18 protein-coding genes and 1 pseudogene are annotated in these 19594 nt (G+C 72.1%); 8 read left to right on the plus strand and 11 right to left on the minus strand.

The window, feature by feature from the left end:
- Positions 1–97: 97 nt before the first annotated feature.
- Positions 98–1486, plus strand: a complete 1389-nt coding sequence (locus AC5P09_RS13660; RefSeq protein ID WP_493874132.1) for a cystathionine beta-synthase — start codon at positions 98–100, stop codon at positions 1484–1486.
- A 567-nt stretch (positions 1487–2053) separates the two neighbouring features.
- On the opposite strand, the gene AC5P09_RS13665 is transcribed toward AC5P09_RS13660, so the two are convergent.
- Positions 2054–2884: a helix-turn-helix transcriptional regulator gene (locus AC5P09_RS13665; RefSeq protein ID WP_493874133.1), complete on the minus strand. Its 831-nt coding sequence runs from the start codon at positions 2882–2884 to the stop codon at positions 2054–2056.
- 144 nt (positions 2885–3028) lie between these two features.
- On the opposite strand from AC5P09_RS13665, the gene AC5P09_RS13670 reads away from it, so the two are divergent.
- Positions 3029–3790, plus strand: coding sequence for an SDR family oxidoreductase (locus tag AC5P09_RS13670; protein ID WP_493874134.1), 762 nt, complete (start codon positions 3029–3031; stop codon positions 3788–3790).
- 15 nt (positions 3791–3805) lie between these two features.
- On the opposite strand, the gene AC5P09_RS13675 is transcribed toward AC5P09_RS13670, so the two are convergent.
- The 5 genes and pseudogenes from AC5P09_RS13675 to AC5P09_RS13695 all read right to left on the minus strand — a co-directional run bounded on the left by AC5P09_RS13675 (position 3806) and on the right by AC5P09_RS13695 (position 7658).
- On the minus strand, positions 3806–4237 hold the full coding sequence (locus AC5P09_RS13675) for a hypothetical protein (RefSeq protein WP_493874208.1): 432 nt from the start codon (positions 4235–4237) through the stop codon (positions 3806–3808).
- A 91-nt stretch (positions 4238–4328) separates the two neighbouring features.
- Entirely contained in the window at positions 4329–5267 is a 939-nt protein-coding gene (locus AC5P09_RS13680) for an ABC transporter substrate-binding protein (RefSeq protein ID WP_493874135.1), read from the minus strand.
- Positions 5268–5278: 11 nt separating this feature from the next.
- Positions 5279–5941 (minus strand): ABC transporter permease, encoded by a 663-nt coding sequence (locus AC5P09_RS13685; RefSeq protein WP_493874136.1) that lies wholly within the window; start codon positions 5939–5941, stop codon positions 5279–5281.
- Position 5942: 1 nt separating this feature from the next.
- On the minus strand, positions 5943–6584 hold the full coding sequence (locus AC5P09_RS13690) for an ABC transporter permease (RefSeq protein WP_493874137.1): 642 nt from the start codon (positions 6582–6584) through the stop codon (positions 5943–5945).
- Positions 6581–7658: pseudogene (locus tag AC5P09_RS13695) on the minus strand (ABC transporter ATP-binding protein). The gene AC5P09_RS13690 and the pseudogene AC5P09_RS13695 overlap by 4 nt, the downstream one beginning before the upstream one ends.
- A gap of 141 nt (positions 7659–7799) precedes the next feature.
- Here AC5P09_RS13695 and AC5P09_RS13700 point away from each other — a divergent pair.
- From AC5P09_RS13700 to AC5P09_RS13710, 3 genes are all read left to right on the plus strand, one after another.
- A complete protein-coding gene (locus AC5P09_RS13700) occupies positions 7800–9308 on the plus strand; it encodes an aromatic amino acid ammonia-lyase (RefSeq protein ID WP_493874138.1) in 1509 nt (502 codons plus the stop codon).
- Positions 9305–10213, plus strand: coding sequence for a MurR/RpiR family transcriptional regulator (locus AC5P09_RS13705; RefSeq protein WP_493874139.1), 909 nt, complete (start codon positions 9305–9307; stop codon positions 10211–10213). The genes AC5P09_RS13700 and AC5P09_RS13705 overlap by 4 nt, the downstream gene beginning before the upstream one ends.
- A 154-nt stretch (positions 10214–10367) precedes the next feature.
- A complete protein-coding gene (locus AC5P09_RS13710; protein WP_493874209.1) occupies positions 10368–10922 on the plus strand; it encodes a hypothetical protein in 555 nt (184 codons plus the stop codon).
- Positions 10923–10953: 31 nt separating this feature from the next.
- On the opposite strand, the gene AC5P09_RS13715 is transcribed toward AC5P09_RS13710, so the two are convergent.
- From AC5P09_RS13715 to AC5P09_RS13735, 5 genes are all read right to left on the minus strand, one after another.
- Positions 10954–11328, minus strand: coding sequence for a roadblock/LC7 domain-containing protein (locus AC5P09_RS13715; RefSeq protein ID WP_493874140.1), 375 nt, complete (start codon positions 11326–11328; stop codon positions 10954–10956).
- 20 nt (positions 11329–11348) lie between these two features.
- A complete protein-coding gene (locus tag AC5P09_RS13720; RefSeq protein ID WP_493874141.1) occupies positions 11349–11909 on the minus strand; it encodes a roadblock/LC7 domain-containing protein in 561 nt (186 codons plus the stop codon).
- Between the two features lie 46 nt (positions 11910–11955).
- Positions 11956–12846 carry a hypothetical protein gene (locus tag AC5P09_RS13725; protein ID WP_493874142.1) on the minus strand — a complete coding sequence of 297 codons (891 nt, stop codon included), beginning with the start codon at positions 12844–12846 and terminating at the stop codon, positions 11956–11958.
- Positions 12843–13307 carry a hypothetical protein gene (locus AC5P09_RS13730; RefSeq protein WP_493874143.1) on the minus strand — a complete coding sequence of 155 codons (465 nt, stop codon included), beginning with the start codon at positions 13305–13307 and terminating at the stop codon, positions 12843–12845. The genes AC5P09_RS13725 and AC5P09_RS13730 overlap by 4 nt, the downstream gene beginning before the upstream one ends.
- Positions 13308–13477: 170 nt before the next feature.
- Positions 13478–14905 carry a type III PLP-dependent enzyme domain-containing protein gene (locus AC5P09_RS13735; protein ID WP_493874144.1) on the minus strand — a complete coding sequence of 476 codons (1428 nt, stop codon included), beginning with the start codon at positions 14903–14905 and terminating at the stop codon, positions 13478–13480.
- Between the two features lie 137 nt (positions 14906–15042).
- Here AC5P09_RS13735 and hutU point away from each other — a divergent pair, with 137 nt between their 5' ends.
- The 3 genes from hutU to AC5P09_RS13750 all read left to right on the plus strand — a co-directional run bounded on the left by hutU (position 15043) and on the right by AC5P09_RS13750 (position 19573).
- Positions 15043–16722 (plus strand): urocanate hydratase, encoded by a 1680-nt coding sequence (hutU, locus tag AC5P09_RS13740; protein WP_493874145.1) that lies wholly within the window; start codon positions 15043–15045, stop codon positions 16720–16722.
- Between the two features lie 287 nt (positions 16723–17009).
- Positions 17010–18212 (plus strand): allantoate amidohydrolase, encoded by a 1203-nt coding sequence (locus tag AC5P09_RS13745; RefSeq protein ID WP_493874146.1) that lies wholly within the window; start codon positions 17010–17012, stop codon positions 18210–18212.
- Positions 18209–19573, plus strand: a complete 1365-nt coding sequence (locus tag AC5P09_RS13750) for a formimidoylglutamate deiminase (RefSeq protein ID WP_493874147.1) — start codon at positions 18209–18211, stop codon at positions 19571–19573. Before AC5P09_RS13745 ends, AC5P09_RS13750 begins: the two co-directional genes overlap by 4 nt.
- Positions 19574–19594: the final 21 nt, after the last annotated feature.

Here is a 19594-nt window from a genome sequence, read left to right on the forward strand (position 1 = left end):
TCAACGGGGAGTGAACGACCGTCACGGTCTCCGAAGAAGCCATAGGCTGGCGGAACCAATCACGACCATTTCTTTTGCAAGCATCCGGAGACAAACGGTGCAATTCCACGACTCGATGATCAGCCTCGTCGGCAACACCCCGCTGGTGAGGCTCAACAGCGTGACCAAGGGCATCAGGGCCACCGTCCTGGCCAAGGTGGAGTACTTCAACCCGGGCGGATCGGTGAAGGACCGCATCGCCCTGCGCATGATCGAGGCGGCGGAGGAGAGCGGCGCGCTCAAGCCCGGCGGCACGATCGTCGAGCCGACCAGCGGAAACACGGGTGTCGGGCTGGCCATCGTGGCCCAGCGCAAGGGGTACAAGTGCATCTTCGTGTGCCCCGACAAGGTGAGCACCGACAAGATCAACGTGCTGCGGGCGTACGGCGCCGAGGTCGTCGTCTGCCCGACCGCCGTGGACCCGGAGCACCCCGACTCCTACTACAACGTCTCCGACCGGCTGGTCCGGGAGACACCGGGCGCGTGGAAGCCCGACCAGTACTCCAACCCGAACAACCCGCTCTCCCACTACCACTCGACCGGCCCCGAGCTGTGGGACCAGACGGAGGGGAAGATCACCCACTTCGTCGCGGGCGTGGGCACGGGCGGCACCATCTCAGGTACCGGCCGCTACCTGAAGGACCTCAGTGACGGTCGCGTCCAGGTCGTCGGTGCCGACCCCGAGGGCTCCGTCTACTCCGGCGGCTCGGGACGGCCGTATCTCGTCGAGGGTGTCGGTGAGGACTTCTGGCCCACCGCCTACGACCGGACCGTCGCCGACGAGATCGTGGCGGTGTCGGACAAGGACTCCTTCCAGATGACCCGCCGGCTGGCCAAGGAGGAGGGCCTGCTGGTGGGCGGGTCCTGCGGCATGGCCGTCGTCGCGGCACTGAAGGTCGCCGAGCCGCTCGGCGAGGACGACGTGGTGGTCGTCCTCCTGCCCGACAGCGGGCGCGGCTACCTCAGCAAGATCTTCAACGACGAGTGGATGGCCGACTACGGCTTCCTGGAGGACGAGGGCCCGAGCGCCCGCGTCGCCGACGTCCTCAACGACAAGGAGCACGGCGCCATGCCGTCCCTCGTCCACATGCACCCGGACGAGACCGTCGGCCAGGCCATCGAGGTGCTGCGCGAGTACGGCGTCTCGCAGATGCCGATCGTCAAGCCCGGCGCCGGTCACCCGGACGTGATGGCCGCCGAGGTCGTCGGCTCCGTCGTCGAACGCGAGCTGCTCGCCGCCCTGTTCACCCAGCGGGCCTCGCTCGACGACCCGCTGGAGAAGCACATGTCCGCCCCGCTGCCCCAGGTCGGCTCCGGCGAGCCGGTCGGCGACCTGATGTCCGTACTGGGCGCGGCCGACGCGGCGATCGTCCTCGTCGAGGGCAAGCCCACGGGAGTCATCAGCCGGCAGGACCTGCTGGCGTTCCTGGCCAAGGGCGGGAAGTAGGGCCTGTCCGGCGGATCAGGTCGCAGGACATCGGCGGCGACTGATCAGCGCCGGTGAGCGGGGTCTGGTGCGTGCAGCTGCAAGGCGGAGGAGGGAGTCGACGCGATGGGGGAGTCGGCGACCGACGACAACGCGGCAGGTGTGCGTGCCGGACCCCGCGTCTGCAGCATGATCCGCCGGACAGGCCCTGGGCGGGAAACGTGCGGTGAACGGCCCGTGTCCACGGCGAACTTGCGGTCGGGGGCCCGAATGGTGGACTTCGCAGAAGTGGTACGAGGGCGTCACGTCCGCGCAGCACACGCTTAACACGGGTCCGGCACATTAGTGGTTGTCGGCAGGGCGGGAGCGGCTCCCCGCCCCGGCCGACACCGTAAACGGCGTCACGGACCTCCGGAGCGGCTCCCGGACCTCCACAGACGCCTAGGACGCGGAGTCTGGCCCTGACCCGGCCCGCGTCCCTCGCGGGGACCGCCGTCGTCCCGCCCCCCGGTAACGGGGGTGCGGCGGTCCCCGCGCATAGCCTTTTCAGCGGGTTCACCTCAGCAGGTCTTGCTCAGCAGGTTCTCCTCAGCGGGCCCGAGTGGTCGCCCAGCTTCCCAGCAGCGCCAGCCGTTCCGCCGTCTCCGAACCGGGTTCCGGCGTGTAGATCACGATCGTCTGCTCCGGGTCCGCCGGGACCGTGAGCGTCTCGTACGGGAGGGTGAGCAGGCCCGCCACCGGGTGGCGGACGCGTTTCACCCCGAACCTGCACTCCCTGACCTCGTGGTCCGCCCACAGCCGGCGGAAGTCCTCGCTCTTGAGGGAGAGTTCACCGATCAGGGCGGCCATCCCGGAGTCGTCGGGGTGGTGGCCCACGTTCAGATGCAGCTGGGCGACGTTCTGCGCGGCCACCGCGGACCAGTCCGGGAACAGGTCGCGGGCGGCGGGATCGAGGAAGACCTGACGGGCGATGTTGCGCTCGCCGGGTGCCATCCGGCTGAAGCCGCTCAGGGCGTCGGCGAGGGCGTTCCAGGCGAGGACGTCCAGACGGCGGCCGACCACGAACGCCGGGACGCGTTCCATGCCGTCCAGGATCAGCTGGACGCCGGGGCGGACGCGGGGCGCGGCAGGGCGGCCGCCTTTGGGCCGGGATGGCCGGGCCACCGTACGCAGGTAGGCGTGCTCCGTCTCGTCCATGTGCAGGACGCGCGCGATCGCGTCCAGGACGGCGTCCGACACGGACGGCCCGCGCCCCTGCTCGAGGCGGATGTAGTAGTCGACGCTCACCCCGGCCAGCTGCGCCACCTCCTCGCGGCGCAGTCCGGGGACCCGGCGCCGCCCGTACGAGGGGAGCCCCACCTCCTCGGGCTGGATGCGGGCCCGACGTGAGCGCAGGAAGTCTCCGAGTTCGCCGTCCATGGTGTGAGCCTAGGCGAGGGGCCGGACCGGAGCCTGGTACTGGCAGACCCAGGAAAAGCTCATCCCTGGGTGGCCGGGGCGGGGCGGACGAGGGTGGGAGTCGCCGGACGGACCGGCGGAGACCGAACACCCGAGGAGTCCCTCATGTCGTACGAGAACCTGGCCGGACGTACCGCCGTCGTCACCGGTGCCGCCAGCGGGATCGGCGAGGCCGTCGCCGTGCTGCTGGCCGCTCAGGGGGCGCGGGTCGCACTGCTCGCCCGGCGCGCGGAGCGGCTGGAGGCGATCGCGGAGAAGATCCGGGCAGACGGAGGACAGGCGCTGGCCGTGGTCGCGGACGTCACCGACGACACGTCGGTGGAGGCGGCCGCGGCCCGCGTCCACGAGGCGTACGGGCCCGTCGACCTGGTCGTCAACTCGGCCGGCGTCATGCTGCCGCACTCCGTCGACGACGGCCGCAGCGACGAGTGGCAGCGGATGCTCGACACCAACGTCACCGGCGTACTGCGGGTGATCCGCGCCTTCACCGGCGACCTGGTGTCGGCGGCGGGCGAGGGCAGGGCGGCGGACCTGGTGAACATCTCCTCCGTCGCCGCGCACCTCGTGTTCCGCAACTACGCGGTGTACGGGGCGACCAAGGCCGCGCTGACGTACCTCTCCGAGGCGCTGCGCACCGAGTTCGGGCCGCGTGACGTCCGGGTCACCAACATCGAGCCGGGGATGACGGAGACCGAGCTGAGGTCGCACATCGGCAGCACCGAGCTGCGGGAGCAGGTCGACGGGATGTTCGAGGCGGTGGGCGGACTGTCGTCCGAGGAGCTCGCCGACGTCGTCGCCTACGCGGCGAGCCGGCCGCGGCGGGTGAACCTGCGGCAGATCGTCGTACTGCCGACCCGGCAGGCGTGACGCGCCGGCGGCCGGTCAGTCCTCCCAGTCGCTGTCCTGGGACGACCCGCGCCGCCGGCCACCGCGGAAGAGGCCCGGGTTGGTACGGGCGACCTGCACGGCGTTGACCCCGACGATGCCGATCCAGGCGACGAGCAGACCCGGGAGGTCGGCGACGCCGCCGCCGATCGCGGACAGCGGGATCGCCAGCACCAGCGAGACGATGCCGAAGCCGAAGCGCTCGCCCCAGGAGTCGGTCGGCTTCGGCGACCGGGAGCCCCGGGCCGCCACCATCTGCTGCTCGGCCGTCTGCCGGCGCAACCGGCGCTCCACGGCGCCGTCGATCCGCTGGTCGACCTTCTCCAGGAACGAGTCGACCAGCGCGGACTCGTACTCGTCGCCCAGTTCCCTGCGGGCCTGCAGGGTGGCGTTGAGTTCCTTCTTGATCTCGGTGTCCCGCGCATCCATTCCGGTCATGCGATCCACGTTAAGGAGGCGGGGCGCCTGCCGCACTGGGGTTATCCCCCCTGTTCGGGAGGGGGTGTTCAGGCCCGCTGTGTCATGCCCGCTGTGTCAGCCCGTGCTGCTCCGCGTACGCGTTCGCCACGTCCTCCGGGTCCTTCTTGTCCTTGTCGACCTGGCGGTTGAGCTCGGTGAGGTCTTCCGTGGTCAGGACGTTGCCGAGTCCGGCGAGGGCCTTGCGGACCGTGGAGTCGGCCTTGCGGTCGGCGATGAGGGGGACGACGTGCTGGCCGGGGATGAGGTTCTTCGGGTCGGACAGCACGACCCAGTCGTTGGCCACGATGTCGGTGTCCGTGGTGAAGAGGTTCGCCACGTCCACGTCGCCCTTCTTCAGGGCGCCCTTGACCAGCGGGCCGGAGGAGTCGAGGGACTTGAACTCCTTGAACTCCACCCCGTACACGTCCTTCAGGCCGATCACGCCGACCTCGCGCTTCTTGACCTCGGGCGCGGCGCCGATGACCAGCTTGCCGTTCTGCTTCTTGAGGTCGGCGAGGGAGGTCAGGCCGTACTTCTTCGCCGTCTCCTGGGTGACGGCAAAGGCGTCCGAGTCCTCGGCCATGCCGTACGGCAGCACCTGGAGGCCGGCGGGGAGGGCGATGGCGAGGGCGTTCTGCATCTCGCCCTCCTCGGTCGCCGTCGCCTTGGGGGCGAGGTAGTGCAGGAGGGCGCCCTGGTACTCGGGGAGGAGGTCGATGTCGCCGCCCTTGAGGGCGGGGATGAGGATCTCGCGGGTGCCGAGGTTGGGGCGGACGGTGGTCTTCACGCCGGCCGCTCCAAGGACGGCCGCGTAGAGGTAGCCCAGTACCTGGTTCTCGGTGAAGTTGGCGGTGCCGATGGTGACCCCGCCCTTGCTGGAGCCGCTGCCGCCGGAGGTGGAGCCCTGGCTGTCGAGGGACGTGATGCCGCTCGCGCAGGAGGAGAGGGCGGGGACGGAGGCGGCCGCGAACAGGCCGCCGAGGAGCGTACGACGATTCATTTCCGGGTTCCCTAGGCGGTGCGGTGGCGGAAGAGGAAGCGCTGGAGGCCGGCGAGGCAGAGGTCCAGGGCGACGGCCACCGCGGCTACCAGCACCGCGCCGCCGAGCACCTGGACGAGGTCGCGCTGGGCGAGGCCGTCGAAGACGTAGCGGCCCAGGCCGCCGAAGGAGACGTACGCGGCGATCGTCGCCGTGGCCACCACCTGGATGAGTGCCAGGCGCAGGCCGGTCATGATCAGCGGAAGGGCGAGGGGCAGCTCCACGTGGAGCAGAACCTGGTGGCCGCGCATGCCCTGTCCGCGTGCCGCGTCCTTCACGTCCGGGTCGACGGCGGTCATGCCGGCGTAGGTGTTGGTGACGATCGCCGGGACCGCGAGGGCGACCAGGGAGACGTACACCGGGGTCATGGACAGTCCGCTGGCCAGGAAGACCAGGACGACCAGGCCCACCGTCGGCAGGGCGCGGCCGAAGGACGCCAGGTTGATCGCGAGGAACGCGCCGCGGCCGGTGTGGCCGATCAGCAGGCCCAGCGGGAGACCGATGGCGGTCGCGATGAGCGTGGCCAGGAGGGAGTACTGGAGGTGCTCGGCGAGGCGGTGGGCGATGCCGTCCGAGCCGGACCACTGGGTGCCGCTGGTCAGCCAGCTGCCGAGGTTGGAGAAGAGTTCGTACATCTCAGGCTCGCCGCCTCTTCCACGGGGTGAGGACGTACTGGAGGGCGACCAGCAGCGCGTCCGCGACGACGGCGAGGAGGAGGGTGAGGACCACTCCCACGATCACCGGGGTCGGGTAGTTGCGCTGGAAGCCGTCGGTGAAGAGCTGGCCCAGGCCGCCGTCGCCGATGTAGGTCGCGACGGAGACCAGGGAGATCGACATGACCGTCGCGATCCGGACGCCCGCCATGATCACGGGGAGGGCGAGCGGGAACTCGACGGTGAGGAGCGTGCGCAGGGGGCGGGTGCCCATCGCCTTCGCGGCCTCCTTCGTCTTCGCGGGGACCGAGTCGAGGCCCTCGACGGTGTTCCGGAGCAGGACGACCAGGGTGTAGACCGTCAGGCCGATCACGGTCGTGGTGCGGGTGAGGCCGCTGACCGGCAGCAGGAGCACGAAGATCGCGATCGACGGGATCGTGAACAGGACGTTCGACGCGCCGAGCAGGAACCCGCGCAGGAAGCGGACCCGGTGGGCGACCACCGCGAGCGGGAGCGAGATCAGCAGGCCGAAGAAGACCGCGCTCAGGGCCGCCTGGAGGTGGGAGACCGTGAGGGTGGTGAGGTCGTCGGTGTGGCCGGATATCCACGACCAGTCGATGGTCATGCGGCCGCACCCGTCCTGGCGCGGGCGTCGGTGTGGGCCTGGCCGGCGTGGGTGTGGATGTCGTCGCGGGACGAGACACCGGTGAGGACGCCGGCCGCGTCGACCCGCGCGATCAGGCCGCCCGGCGAGGCGACGGACTCGTTGAGTGCCGCGAGCAGGGAATCGTCGTCCTTGAGCGGCCGTACGGGGATCTCGGCGTCCTTCGACGCCCAGTGCAGCGGCTTGCGCGCCTCGTCGAGGACGAGCGTCCAGGTGCCGCCCTCGGGGCCGGGCCCTGCGGGACGTCCGCGAGGGTCTTCAGCGAGAGCAGCTTGAGGCCGCGCTCGGCGCCGAGGAAGTCGGCGACGAAGTCGTCGGCGGGGCGGGCGAGGAGCTCGGAGGGGGTGGCGCACTGCACCAGGTGGCCGCCGGTGCGGAAGATCGCGATCTGGTCCCCGAGCCGTACCGCCTCGTCGATGTCGTGCGTGACGAAGACGATGGTCTTGCTCAACTCCTTCTGGAGCCTGAGCAGTTCGTCCTGGAGCTGGGTGCGCACGACCGGGTCGACCGCGCCGAACGGCTCGTCCATGAGGAGCACCGGCGGGTCGGCGGCGAGCGCGCGGGCGACGCCGACGCTCCCCCAGTGCCTTAAGGGCCTGGGGGGACCCCCAGCTGCTGGCCGCCGGAGAGCTGGTGCGGGTAGCGGCGGCCGGCCTCGGCGGTGAGGCCGACGGTTTCGAGGAGTTCGGCCGCGCGGGCCCGTGCCTTGCGCCGGCCGTGGCCCAGTAGCAGCGGCACGGTGGCGATGTTGTCCAGCACCGTGCGGTGCTGGAAGAGCCCGGACTGCTGGATGACGTACCCGATGGAGCGGCGCAGGTCGGCGGCGTCCTGCCGCGTGACGTCCTGGCCGCCGACACGGATGGTGCCGGAGGTCGGCTCGACCATCCGGTTGATCATCCGCAGGGTGGTCGTCTTGCCGCAACCGGAGGATCCGACGAGAACGGTCACGCCGCCTTCCGGCATGTCGAGGGTGAGGTCGTGGACTGCTGTCGTGCCGTTGGGGAAGCGCTTGTGGACCGCGTCGAACTGGATCATGAGTTGTCCCTTGCCCGGCTGTATAACGTCATGCAGAGTTCTCGGTAGGTGAATAGCTTGTCAACGCCTTGGTGTTAATCCGAGGTAACGGATGACCGGTGAGCAAGATCAGCTGTCCGGATTGAGGAGGTTTTGGGCTTGATGTCGTCTCGGATCGTGGACACGCCGTGGACTACGGGCTCTGGTCTTGTCGTCCTCGACGGGGTCGGGCTCGGCGTCGCGGACGTCGTGCGCCTCGCCGACGGGGCCGCGCGGCCGGTCCCGGGCAGTGAGGCGACGCGCCGCGTCGAGGAATCCTGGGACGCCGCCCGCCGGATCGCCGCCACCGGACGCGTCTACGGCCGCTCCACCGGCGTCGGCGCCAACCGGAACGAGGACGTGCCCACCGAGGCGGCCGCCGAGCACGGACTGCGGCTGCTGCGCAGCCACGCCGGCGCCATCGGCGAGGAACTCCCGGCCCGGCAGGTGCGGGCGATGCTCGCCGTCCGCGCCAACCAGCTGCTGGCCGGCGGCGCGGGCCTCAGGCCCACCGTCGTCACGGCCCTGTGCGAGGCGCTGGAGAGCGGGGCCCACCCGGTCGTGAACGAGTTCGGCTCGGTCGGCACCGGGGACATCGCCGCCCTCGCCCAGGCCGGCCTCGCGCTGGCCGGGGAACACCCCTGGCGGGGACCGGGCGCCCCCGAGGCCCAGCCGCTCGACAACAACGACGCCCTGGCCTTCATCAGCAGCAACGCCCTCACCCTCGGCCAGTCCGCCCTCGCCCTGCACGAACTGCGCGGACTGATCGAGGCCACCCAGGTCGTCGGCGCCCTCTCCCTGCTCGCCGTCGACGGCTCCCACGAGGCGTACGCCGCCCCCGTGCACGCCGCCCGCCCGCACCGCGGCTCCAGCGAGGTCGCCCGCCGGATGCGGGAGCTGATCGGCGCCGCCGACCGGCCCACCCCGCCGCTCGGCCGCATCCAGGACCCGTACGGCTTCCGCTGCCTGCCCCAGATCCACGGCCCGGCCCACGACGCGGCCGACGCCCTGGAGGAGGTCCTCGCGATAGAGATCAACGCGGCGGCCGAGAACCCCCTGATCTGCCCCGAGGACCTGGCCGCCTACCACCACGGCGGCTTCTACCAGGCCCAACTCGCCCTCGCCCTCGACCACTTCCGGCTGGCGATGACCCAGGTGGCACGGCTGTCGACGTCCCGGCTGTCGTCCCTGAACGAGCCCGGGTTCACCCGCCTGCGGCCCTTCCTCGCCGACCCGGAGCCCGCCTCCTCCGGCGTGATGATCCTGGAGTACGCCGCCGGCGCCGCCCTCGGCGAGGTGCGGGCCTTCTCCGCGCCCGCCTCCCTGGGCCACGCTGTACTCTCCCGGGGCGTCGAGGAACAGGCCAGCTTCGCCTCGCTCGCCGCACGTCAGACACTGCGCGTGTGCGGCGCGTACCGTCTGGTCGTCGGCTGCGAACTCGTCGCCGCCGTACGGGCGCTGCGCCAGCGCGACCTCAGGCCCGACCCGGACCTTCCGGTGGGCCGCGCGCAGGAGCTCGCCGAGTCGGTGCTCGACGAGGACCCGACCGACCGGCCGCTCACGCACGACGTGACGGCGGCGGCCGGACTGCTCGACCGGTTCACGGACATCTGGAGGGGGAGCGAGTCATGAGCGCGGACACGGAGACGGGTGCGGTGGGAACGGAGACAGGTACGGGTGTGCCGGACGGGCGCGCGGTCGTGCCGGACAGCCCCGCCGCGCGGTTGCAGGCCCTGTTCGAGGGGCACCGGCTGACGCCGACCCAGCGGCGCATCGCGCACAGCATGGTGCGGCGCGCCGCCGACGTGCCCTTCCTGTCCAGCGTGGAGCTGGCCGAACTGGCCGGGGTCAGCCAGCCCTCCGTCACCCGCTTCGCGGTCGCCCTCGGCTTCGACGGCTACCCCGCCCTGCGCAAACACCTGCGCGAGGTCGCGCCCACCGAACAGACAGCGGCCTCGGCCTCGTACAACGAGTACCAGCAGGCCGTCGAGGCCGAGATCGAGAACCTGCGGCACCTCGCGGAGGTGCTGGCCGACCCGCGGCCCGTGCAGAGGGCGGGACGGCTCCTCGCGGCCTCGCGCCCGCTCCCGGTGCTCGGGCTGCGGGCGGCGGCCTCGCAGGCGTACGGCTTCGCGTACTTCGCCGCCAAGGTCCATCCCGACGTACGGCTGCTCAACGAGGGCGGCACGATGATCCACGACCGGATCGACGCCGCCGTCCACGCGGGCGCCACGACCCTGCTGTGCTTCGCGCTGCCCCGGCATCCGCGCGAGGTCGTGGACACCCTGGCGTACGCCAAGGAGGCGGGCCTGACCGTCGTCACGGTCGCCGACTCGGCCTTCGCGCCGGTCGCCAAGGTGTCCGACCTGCTGCTGCCCGCCGCCGTCGGCACCGGGCTCGCCTTCGACACGGCCTGCGCGCCGATGCTGCTGGGCCGCGTCCTGCTGGAGGCGATGTGCGACGACCTGCCGGACGCGCAGGCACGGCTGGAGGAGTTCGACGCGGGGGCGGCCGCGCGGGGGCTGTTCGTCGAATGACGGGCCTGTTCGGCGAATGAGATGTGCGTCCCTCTAAGACTCGTCTCACGTTCTTTCGCTAATCTGCGCGACCAGAAAACGTGTTGGGGCGACGAGGAGGCGGATCGTGTCACGCGGAGTTCGCGAGGGTCGCGGAGGTCAGGGACTGGCTCGGGTGGCCGTCGTCGTACGGGCCGGAGCCGCGCCGATGTGGTGGCTGGGCGTGTTGGCGGCGGGCGTCGGCGTACTGGTGCCGGGCATCACGGGCCGACGGATCGGGGTGATGGCCGGGGCCGCCCTGTTCATCGTCGCCGCGGCCGTGGTGGCGTACCGCGGGCGCAAGCGGTACGTCGTGCTGGCGCGCTCGGCCGTGCGCGCCGGGAAGCACGACGTGCTCCAGGACCGTGCGGTGAGCTCGCGCAACTGGCGCCGGGGACACCGCTGGTGGCTGCTGCTCGCCTTCCTGGCCGCGCTGGGCAGCTCGTTCGCCGTGCCCGCCGCGGGCGGCATGCTGCTCGCCGGCTGCGGTACGGGGCTGCGGCTGAAGGCCGCCTGGCTCGGGCGGCGCGAGCGGGCCGACGACGCGCTGCTGTGGGTGCGCGTCGACTGGCTCGCCGCGAACGGCGGCCGTCCGGCCGGCAAGACGGTCAAGGCCTACCGCAGCACGGGCATCGCGGCGGGCGACGCGGCCCCGGGTGGAGCGCGCCGCCGCACCGCGGCCCTCGTCTAGCCGGACGGTCAGACCGCCAGTAGTCGGACGGTCAGACCTCCAGGTCCTCTTCGATCTTCCTGAGCTGGTGGCGGGCCATCGCCAGGTTGGCCCGCTTGGCGTCCAGCACCAGGTAGAGGAAGAGACCGTTGCCGCCGCGGCCGCTGATCAGCCGGATCAGGTGGTACTGGTCGGACAGTGTGATCAGGATGTCCTCGATCTGGCCCTTGAGCCCGAGGTGTTCCATCGTGCGCATCTTGGAGCGGACGACGTCGGTGTTGCCGGCGGCGGCGACATTGAGGTCGAAGCTCTTGCTGCCGCCCAACGTGCCCAGCGCCATGCCGCTGGTGTAGTCGACGAGTGCGACGCCGGTGGCGCCCTCGACGGAGGCGAGTGCTTCTTTGAGCGCGGTTTCGGTGTTGGCCATGACTGTTCCCTCGGTTCCTCTCAACTTTCGGTGGTGGTGCGGGCGTTGGTGGTCGTCGTGGTGCGCGGTGTGCGCGGGGTTCTGGTCCGGGCGGCGGTGGCGGTCTTGGCGGGGGCTTTCGCGGAGGGCTTGGCCGGGGCGGTCGTCGGCGGGACGGGGGCGGCCGGGGTGGCCGGTGCGGCCGGGGTGGCCGCGGCGGTCCGGGGTGCGACCGCGGCCTCGACGAGCTCGCCGATGCGGGCGACCGCGCGCCGGCCCTCCAGGTGCAGGCGGCCGACGTTGACGCGGTCCTCGGCGAGCAGGGTCAGGAGGGCGCCGCTGCCCGCCGCGTACGTCGCCACATAGCCGTGGATCCCGCGTACGAGCAGCTCGCGGAAGTCCCCCTGCCCGGTCGCGTCGGCCAGTTGCGCGGCGAGGCCGCGGGCGGTGGCGGTGAGCGCGGCCATGTTCCGCGGGTCGACGCCGGGGGTGTCCTGGGCGAGGACGAGACCGTCGGCGCCGGTCGCGAGGGTGCCGGTGAGCTGGGGCACGCGGGCTCTGAGCCGGCGTAACTCCTCCAGGATGTCGGCCTCCGCTGCCATCAGGTTTCTCCTCTCGGCGCGGGTCCGCTGCTGATGCCGCTGCCGTTCAAAGGGCCTCCAGCGCATCCCTGAGCCTTTTCAGCAGCGTGATGTGGGGGTCGGTGACGTCGGTGACGTCGGTGGGGATTGGTGCGAGGGGGTCGGGTACGTCGGGTACGTCGGGCGCTTCGGGTGTCTCGGCGAGGGCCGGTGGGCGGGGTCGGACGGCGCCGGCCGCCGCCAGCCGCCGTATGTCCACGAGCGTGTGGAACGCCGGGCGGCCCAGCTCCCGCGCGATGTCCGTCGCCGTGCGTACGGCGGCCGGCTCGGCCAGGACCGCCAGGACGGCCCGCTGGCGGGAGCTGGGTGCCGGGACCGCGGCGCGGTGCGCCCGGGTCAGCGGGGCCTCGTCGGTCGTCGGGTCGGGCCAGATGCGGTGCAGGAGGTCCCGGCGGCGCAGGGTCTCGCGTTCGAGAGCGGCCACGGGCATGGGGCACCCGCAAGCGGGCCCGGGCCCTCCATCGGCTTCGGCTTCCGTGCCGTAGCGGAAGCGGCCCGGCGTGCTGCTGGGGGCGAGGGCGAAGTACGCGGCGTCGTACAGCGCGGTCAGCCGGCACAGCTCCAGCGCGCCCGGGGACAGGTGCCCGCCGTCGACCAGGAGGTGGCCGGCGCGGTGCCGGTCGCCGGTCTCGGCCAGAGCCTGCCGCCAGACACCGGCGTCGACGGTGCCGTGGGCGGTGAGCAGGACCTCCAGGCCGGGGGCGGACGGGCTGTCGGCGTGCACCACCCGGCCCCCGGCGAGATGGAGCGAGCCGCGCTCGCGGACCAGGACCCCGGTGGCCCGCTCGGCGGCGAGCCGGGTCAGCATCGGCGAGACGCCGCCCCAGCCGCGGTCCCTGGCCGCCGCCTTGTTCCGCACCGGCAGCCGGGGCGGCGGGGTGGTCTGCACGGCGGTCATCCCAGCACCAGCCGTCCGGCCATCTCGCCGAGCCGGATGCGGGCCAGCGCGAGATTGCCCTCGGCGCGGGCCAGCCACAGGTGCAGACACACGCTGCTGTCGAAGGACGTCCGCACGAACCGCAGCACGTGATAGCTGTCCCGGTTGCTGATGATCAGGTCCTCGACGGGGGGATCGTCCCCGAAGTCGTGCCCTGCGTCCCCTTTCCCTCCTCCCCCTCCCCCTCCCCCTCCCCCTCCCCCTCCCCCTCCCTCTTCCTCGCCGGGGTCGGGTGCGAAGGCGTGCTGCTCGGCGGCGAGCCGGGCGATCTCCGCGGCCTCCACCGCGGCCGCCTCCTGGTCGCCGCCCGGGGCCTCCCCGACGGCGCCCAGGGCCAGCCCGCTCGTCCAGTCGACCAGTGCGGCACCCCGTGCACCGGGCAGTCGCATGGCTTCGAGCAGGCACTCGTCGATTCCGGGCACCGTGGCTCCCCCTCCCGCCTGGGATTCGGCTGAGTGACGCCGAAGCTACGCAACGTGTGCGCGAGGGGTGAGGGTTCTGGCATTTTCCGGTGGAACATGCGGCGACTGACTAAGGTGGGTCAACTGGCCCTGTTATCAGGCCAGTTGATCAGCAGGTCCGCCGGAACGCGTCAACGGCGCCCGGGTGTGCGCAGGGTGGTGAGCGCCGCGGCGTGCGCCCCTCCCGACTCGGTCACGATCTCCTCGACCGTCTGCGCCTCCCGCACGGTCGCGAAGGCGGTGCCGCCCGCCCCGTCCGGCGCGAAACCGTAGATCCCGGGCCGGGCGAGGGAGTTGTACGCGTAGTGGTGCGCGAAGTAGTACGCGCCCGTGTCCAGCGCCGCCGCATAGTCGCCCTGTCCGAGCAGCGGCAGGGAATACCCCTGGGCGAGCAGGTCGCCCGCGAAGCACGCCGGCCCCGCCACGTCCTGGGCCACCTCGGGCCCCTCCTTCGGCCGCCCCTTGCCGTCGTACGCGGCGATCCTGAGCGGCCACGCCCCCGGCGCGTACACCGTCCGCGTCGCCACCTGCACGCCCGCGTGCGTCACCGCGACCGGCCGGCCGCCCGCGCTCTTGGCGTACTCGACCCGCGCCACCACCGTCCCGTGCTTCGCCAGCAACGACCGCCCGAACTCGGTCACCAGCCCGTACCGCCCGTCGAACAGCCCCGGCACGGCCTCCTTCAGCACGCGCGCGTAGTCCGCGTACGTCGGTGTCGTCACGTCCGACGAGAAGTTCACCGGCAGCCCGCCGCCGATGTCGATGGTGTCGATCTGCGGACGCCCGATCCGCCGATTGATCTCCTCCGCGAGCGCGTACGTCGCCGCCACGCCCTCGGCCATCAGCGACAGCGGCACGCCCTGCGACCCGGTGTGCGCGTGCAGCCGGGACAGCCAGGGGCGCTCGGCGTACGCCCGCACCACCCACTCGCGCGCTCCCTCGTCCCGCAGTGCCACCCCGAACTTCGAGGTCGCCGTGGCGGTGGAGAGGGCTTCGATGGCCCCGGCCCCGACCTGCGGGTTCACCCGGATCCCGAGGGGCGATCGACTGACCGCCGACCTCATCAGACCGTCGATGCGGGCCAGCTCCTGCGGGTTGTCCACGTTGACGGCGATCCCCAGCGCCAGCGCCTCCCGCAGCTCGGCCGGTGTCTTGGCGGGCGAGTCCAGGACCGTCCGGCCCGGCGGCAACCCGGCCGCACGCGCCAGCGCCAGCTCGCCCGGGCTCGCCACCTCCGCGCCGATTCCCTCCTGCCGCAGCAGCCGCAGCACCGCCACCAGCGGGGTGGCCTTCACCGCGAAGGCGTGCAGCACGGGCGCGCCCGGCGCGGTGACCTCGTCGAAGGCGGCCCGCAGTGCCGCGGCCGACTCCCGGATGCCGGTGACGTCCAGCAGGCCCACGATGGGGGAGTCCGGTCCGAGCAGCCCCTGCTCCACGGCGGCGCGCACCGCCTCGTCCCGGCGGACGACCCGCTCCCCGTCGGTGTCGCCGCCCAGGTCACCCGCGTTGCTGTAGCCCTTGTCCACCACGTCCCCCGTCCTGTCGTTTCCTGCGCCCATGAGTCCAGCGAAACATCCGTGCCCCACCAACACCGACGCACGAACGTATTGACTAGTTCTATTCAGCGAGCCAGGATGTGAATACCGGCAGTAAGAAATCCGCTGGGAGCAATCCACCAGGAGCCAGGAGGCAGACCATGTCAGGACCCCGCCCCGTACGAGCACCGCGCGGTACGGAACTGAGCGCCCTGGGATGGCAGCAGGAAGCCGCTCTGCGGATGCTGCAGAACAACCTCGACCCGGAGGTCGCCGAACACCCCGACAAGCTCGTCGTCTACGGCGGCACGGGCAAGGCGGCCCGCGACTGGCGCTCCTTCGACGCCATGGTCCGCACGCTGCGCACCCTCAAGCAGGACGAGACGATGCTCGTCCAGTCCGGCCGCCCCGTCGGCGTCATGCAGACCCACGAGTGGGCCCCGCGCGTCCTCATCGCCAACTCGAACCTGGTCGGGGACTGGGCGAACTGGGAGGAGTTCCGGCGCCTGGAACAGCTGGGCCTGACCATGTACGGCCAGATGACCGCCGGCTCCTGGATCTACATCGGCACCCAGGGCATCCTCCAGGGCACCTACGAGACCTTCTCCGCCGTCGCCGCCAAGAAGTTCGGCGGCACCCTCGCCGGGACGATCACCCTCACCGCCGGGCTCGGTGGCATGGGCGGCGCCCAGCCGCTCGCCGTCACCATGAACGACGGCGTCGCGATCTGCATCGACTGCGACCCGCGTGCCATCGAGCGCCGCATCGAGCACCGCTACCTCGATGTGAAGGCCGACTCCCTGGAGCACGCCCTCCAGCTGGCAGTCGAGGCCCGCGACGCCCGCCGCCCCCTCTCCATCGGCCTGCTCGGCAACGCAGCCGAGCTGCTCCCGCGCATGCTCGCCGAGGGCGCCCCCGTCGACATCGTCACCGACCAGACCTCGGCGCACGACCCGCTGGCCTACCTGCCGGTGGGCGTCGACTTCGACGACATGGCGTCGGCCGCGGCCAAGGACCAGGCCGGCTTCACCACCCGGGCCCGCGAGTCGATGGCACGTCACGTCGAGGCCATGGTCGGCTTCATGGACGCCGGCGCCGAGGTCTTCGACTACGGCAACTCCATCCGCGGCGAGGCCCAACTCGCCGGGTACGACCGTGCGTTCGCCTTCCCCGGCTTCGTCCCCGCCTACATCCGCCCGCTGTTCTGCGAGGGCAAGGGCCCCTTCCGCTGGGCCGCGCTGTCCGGCGAGGCCTCCGACATCGCGAAGACCGACAAGGCGATCCTCGAGCTCTTCCCCGAGGCTGACTCCATTCAAAACGCGTCCCTGCACCGCTGGATCAAGATGGCCGGCGAGCGCGTGCACTTCCAGGGCCTGCCCGCCCGTATCTGCTGGCTCGGCTACGGCGAGCGCGACAAGGCCGGCGAGCGGTTCAACGACATGGTCGCCAGCGGCGAGCTGGCCGCGCCCCTCGCGATCGGCCGCGACCACCTCGACGCCGGTTCCGTGGCGTCGCCGTACCGCGAGACCGAAGCGATGCTCGACGGCTCGGACGCGATCGCCGACTGGCCGCTGCTGAACGCCATGGTGAACGTGGCGTCCGGTGCGTCCTGGGTGTCCATCCACCACGGCGGCGGCGTCGGCATGGGCCGCTCGATCCACGCCGGCCAGGTGACCGTGGCCGACGGTACGAAGCTGGGCGGCGAGAAGATCCGCCGGGTCCTGACCAACGACCCCGGCATGGGCGTCATCCGGCACGTGGACGCGGGGTACGACATCGCGGAGTCGGCGGCCACGGAGCGTGGCGTGCGGGTGCCCATGCGCGAGGGTGACGACGCGTGACGCAGCACGATGGTGGGCGTGGCGGGGACTCCCGGGCGGAGGCTGACGCCTCGTCGCCGGGTGCGGGTCCGGCTGTGCCCACCGGTTCCGCCCTGCGGAACGACTGCCCACAGCCTGCACGGGGTGACGCGCCACAGCCTGTGCGGGGTGACGCGCCACAGCCTGGCGTGGGCGGCGGTGCGCAGCCTGAGGTGGGCGGAGGCGCTCAGCCTGTAGTGGCTGGCGGTGCACAGCCTGGCGGAGCTGGCGGTGCACAGCCTGGGCCGGCCGGTGCTTCCTTCCATGAGATGTGGCGTGAGCTGCGCCCCATCGGCCGGCATCCGGACTCCGGCGGCTACCGCCGCTTCGCCTGGACCGGTGCCGATGTCGAGTGCCGGGCCTGGTTCAAGGCGCAGGCCGAGGGGCGGGGGCTGGTCTACGAGGTGGACCGGAACGGGAACCAGTGGGCGTGGCTCGGGGATCCCGGTGCCGGGGATGCCGTCGTCACCGGGTCGCATCTCGACTCCGTGCCCGATGGCGGGGCCTTCGACGGGCCCCTCGGAGTCGTGTCCTCCTTCGCCGCGCTCGACGAACTCCGCGCGCGGCAGGTCACGTTCGCCAAGCCTCTCGCCATCGTGAACTTCGGTGACGAGGAGGGCGCCCGCTTCGGGCTCGCCTGCGTCGGGTCCCGGCTTGCCGCCGGGCAGCTCACCGTCGAACAGGCGCACCGGCTGACCGACGGGAACGGGGTCACGCTGCCGCGGGCCATGGAGGCCGCCGGGTACGACCCCGAGGCCATCGGACCGGACCCGGAGCGGCTCGGTCGCATCGGCGCCTTCGTCGAGCTGCACGTCGAACAGGGGCGCGCGCTCGACCTGTCCGGCGACCGGGTCGGCATCGCCAGTGCCATCTGGCCGCACGGGCGGTGGCGGTTCGACTTCCGGGGCGAGGCCAACCATGCCGGGACCACCCGGCTGGTCGACCGGCGCGACCCCATGCTGTCCTACGCCGAGACCGTGCTCGCCGCCCGCCGCGAGGCTCAACTCGCCGGTGCCGTCGCCACCTTCGGCAAGATCGTCGTCGAGCCGAACGGCGTCAACGCCATCCCCTCCCTGGTGCGCGGCTGGCTCGACTCCCGCGCCGCCGACCAGAAGAGCCTCGACACGGTCGTGGGCGGGGTGGAGAGGGCAGCCCGTGAGTACGCCGCCGCACACGGCGTCGACCTCGACGTCGTCCGTGAGTCCTTCACGCCCGTCGTCGAGTTCGACCACGCCCTGCGCGACGAACTCGCCCGCATCCTGGGCAAGGACACCGACCTGAAGGTGCCCGTCCTGGGTACCGGTGCCGGACACGACGCCGGAATCCTCTCCGGGAGCATCCCGACCGCCATGCTGTTCGTGCGCAACCCCACCGGCGTCTCGCACTCCCCGGCCGAGTACGCGGCCGAGGACGACTGCGCGGCCGGGGTGACCGCACTCGCCGACGTACTGGAAGGGCTGGCCTGCACGTGACGCCAACGGAGCATCCGCCGACGCGGCACACACGGACGTACTGGCTGGAGCACGCCTGGCTCGGCACCCACGTCGAGCCGGGAGTCGTCGTCGAGGTCACGGACGGCCGCATCACCGCCGCCCGCAGGGACGCCCCCGCCCCGCCCCCCGGCGCCGAGATCCTCCGCGGCCTGACCCTCCCGGGCTTGGCGAACGCCCACTCGCACGCCTTCCACCGCGCCCTGCGCGGCACCGTCCAGGTCGGCTCCGGCACCTTCTGGACCTGGCGCGAGGTCATGTACTCCGTCGCCGACCGGCTGACCCCGGAGACCTACCACGCGCTCGCCCGCGCCGTGTACGCGGAGATGGCGCTGGCCGGCGTGACGGCGGTCGGCGAGTTCCACTACCTCCACCACGCCCCGGGCGGCACCCCGTACGCCGACCCGAACGCGATGGGCGAGGCCCTCCTCGACGCCGCCTCCGAAGCCGGTATCCGCATCACCCTCCTCGACACCGCCTACCTTTCCTCCGGCTTCGGGCAGCCGCCCACCACCCACCAGCTCCGCTTCTCCGACGGAAGCGCGGACGCCTGGGCGGAACGCTGTTCAGTTCTCAAGGACCGGGATCACGCGCGGATCGGGGCCGCCATCCACTCCGTACGGGCCGTACCCGCCCGGCAGTTGGCGACGGTGGCGCAGTGGGCCCAGGAGCGGCGGGCCCCGCTCCATGTGCACCTGTCCGAGCAGACCGCCGAGAACGACGCCTGCCGTCAGGCGCACGGCTGCACACCGACGCGGCTCCTCGCCGATCACGGCGTGCTGGGCCCGCGCACCACCGGCGTCCACAACACGCACCTCACGGACGAGGACATAGCCCTGCTCGGCGACACGGGGACCGGCACCTGCATGTGCCCCACCACCGAGCGCGACCTGGCCGACGGCATCGGCCCGGCAGCCGCCCTTCAGAAAGCAGGCTCCCCGCTCTCCCTCGGCTCCGACAGCCACGCCGTCATCGACCTGCTCGAAGAGGCACGCGCGATGGAGCTCAACGAGCGCCTGCGCACCCGCACCCGCGGCCACTGGACTGCAGCCGCCCTGCTGCGGGCCGCCTCAGCCGACGGTCACGCCGCCCTCGGCTGGGACGAGGCCGGCACCATCGAGCCCGGCGCGCTCGCCGACCTCACGACGATCGCGCTCGACTCGGTCAGGACAGCGGGGCCGGTGCCCAGGCTCGGCGCCGAGACGGCCGTATTCGCGGCGACCGCGGCGGACGTACGGCACACCATCGTGGGCGGGCGGCACGTCGTACGCGACGGGGCGCACACGCTCGTACCGGATGTGCCGCGGGCGCTGGCGGCCGCGGTCGAAGCCCTGCGTTCCTGAACCCCACCGACGCCCACGCCC

The sequence above is a fragment of the Streptomyces sp. a15 genome (assembly GCF_059026085.1).

Bases quoted from the DNA above. Each gene is read 5' to 3' on its own strand.
- AC5P09_RS13685 (WP_493874136.1), bottom strand. From the start codon at position 5,941: ATGTACGAACTCTTCTCCAACCTCGGCAGCTGGCTGACCAGCGGCACC.
- AC5P09_RS13670 (WP_493874134.1), top strand. From the start codon at position 3,029: ATGTCGTACGAGAACCTGGCCGGACGTACCGCCGTCGTCACCGGTGCC.
- AC5P09_RS13680 (WP_493874135.1), bottom strand. From the start codon at position 5,267: ATGAATCGTCGTACGCTCCTCGGCGGCCTGTTCGCGGCCGCCTCCGTC.
- AC5P09_RS13700 (WP_493874138.1), top strand. From the start codon at position 7,800: ATGTCGTCTCGGATCGTGGACACGCCGTGGACTACGGGCTCTGGTCTT.
- AC5P09_RS13745 (WP_493874146.1), top strand. From the start codon at position 17,010: ATGTGGCGTGAGCTGCGCCCCATCGGCCGGCATCCGGACTCCGGCGGC.
- AC5P09_RS13675 (WP_493874208.1), bottom strand. From the start codon at position 4,237: ATGGATGCGCGGGACACCGAGATCAAGAAGGAACTCAACGCCACCCTG.
- AC5P09_RS13725 (WP_493874142.1), bottom strand. From the start codon at position 12,846: ATGACCGCCGTGCAGACCACCCCGCCGCCCCGGCTGCCGGTGCGGAAC.
- AC5P09_RS13665 (WP_493874133.1), bottom strand. From the start codon at position 2,884: ATGGACGGCGAACTCGGAGACTTCCTGCGCTCACGTCGGGCCCGCATC.
- AC5P09_RS13705 (WP_493874139.1), top strand. From the start codon at position 9,305: ATGAGCGCGGACACGGAGACGGGTGCGGTGGGAACGGAGACAGGTACG.
- AC5P09_RS13735 (WP_493874144.1), bottom strand. From the start codon at position 14,905: ATGGGCGCAGGAAACGACAGGACGGGGGACGTGGTGGACAAGGGCTAC.
- AC5P09_RS13720 (WP_493874141.1), bottom strand. From the start codon at position 11,909: ATGGCAGCGGAGGCCGACATCCTGGAGGAGTTACGCCGGCTCAGAGCC.
- hutU (WP_493874145.1), top strand. From the start codon at position 15,043: ATGTCAGGACCCCGCCCCGTACGAGCACCGCGCGGTACGGAACTGAGC.
- AC5P09_RS13690 (WP_493874137.1), bottom strand. From the start codon at position 6,584: ATGACCATCGACTGGTCGTGGATATCCGGCCACACCGACGACCTCACC.
- AC5P09_RS13715 (WP_493874140.1), bottom strand. From the start codon at position 11,328: ATGGCCAACACCGAAACCGCGCTCAAAGAAGCACTCGCCTCCGTCGAG.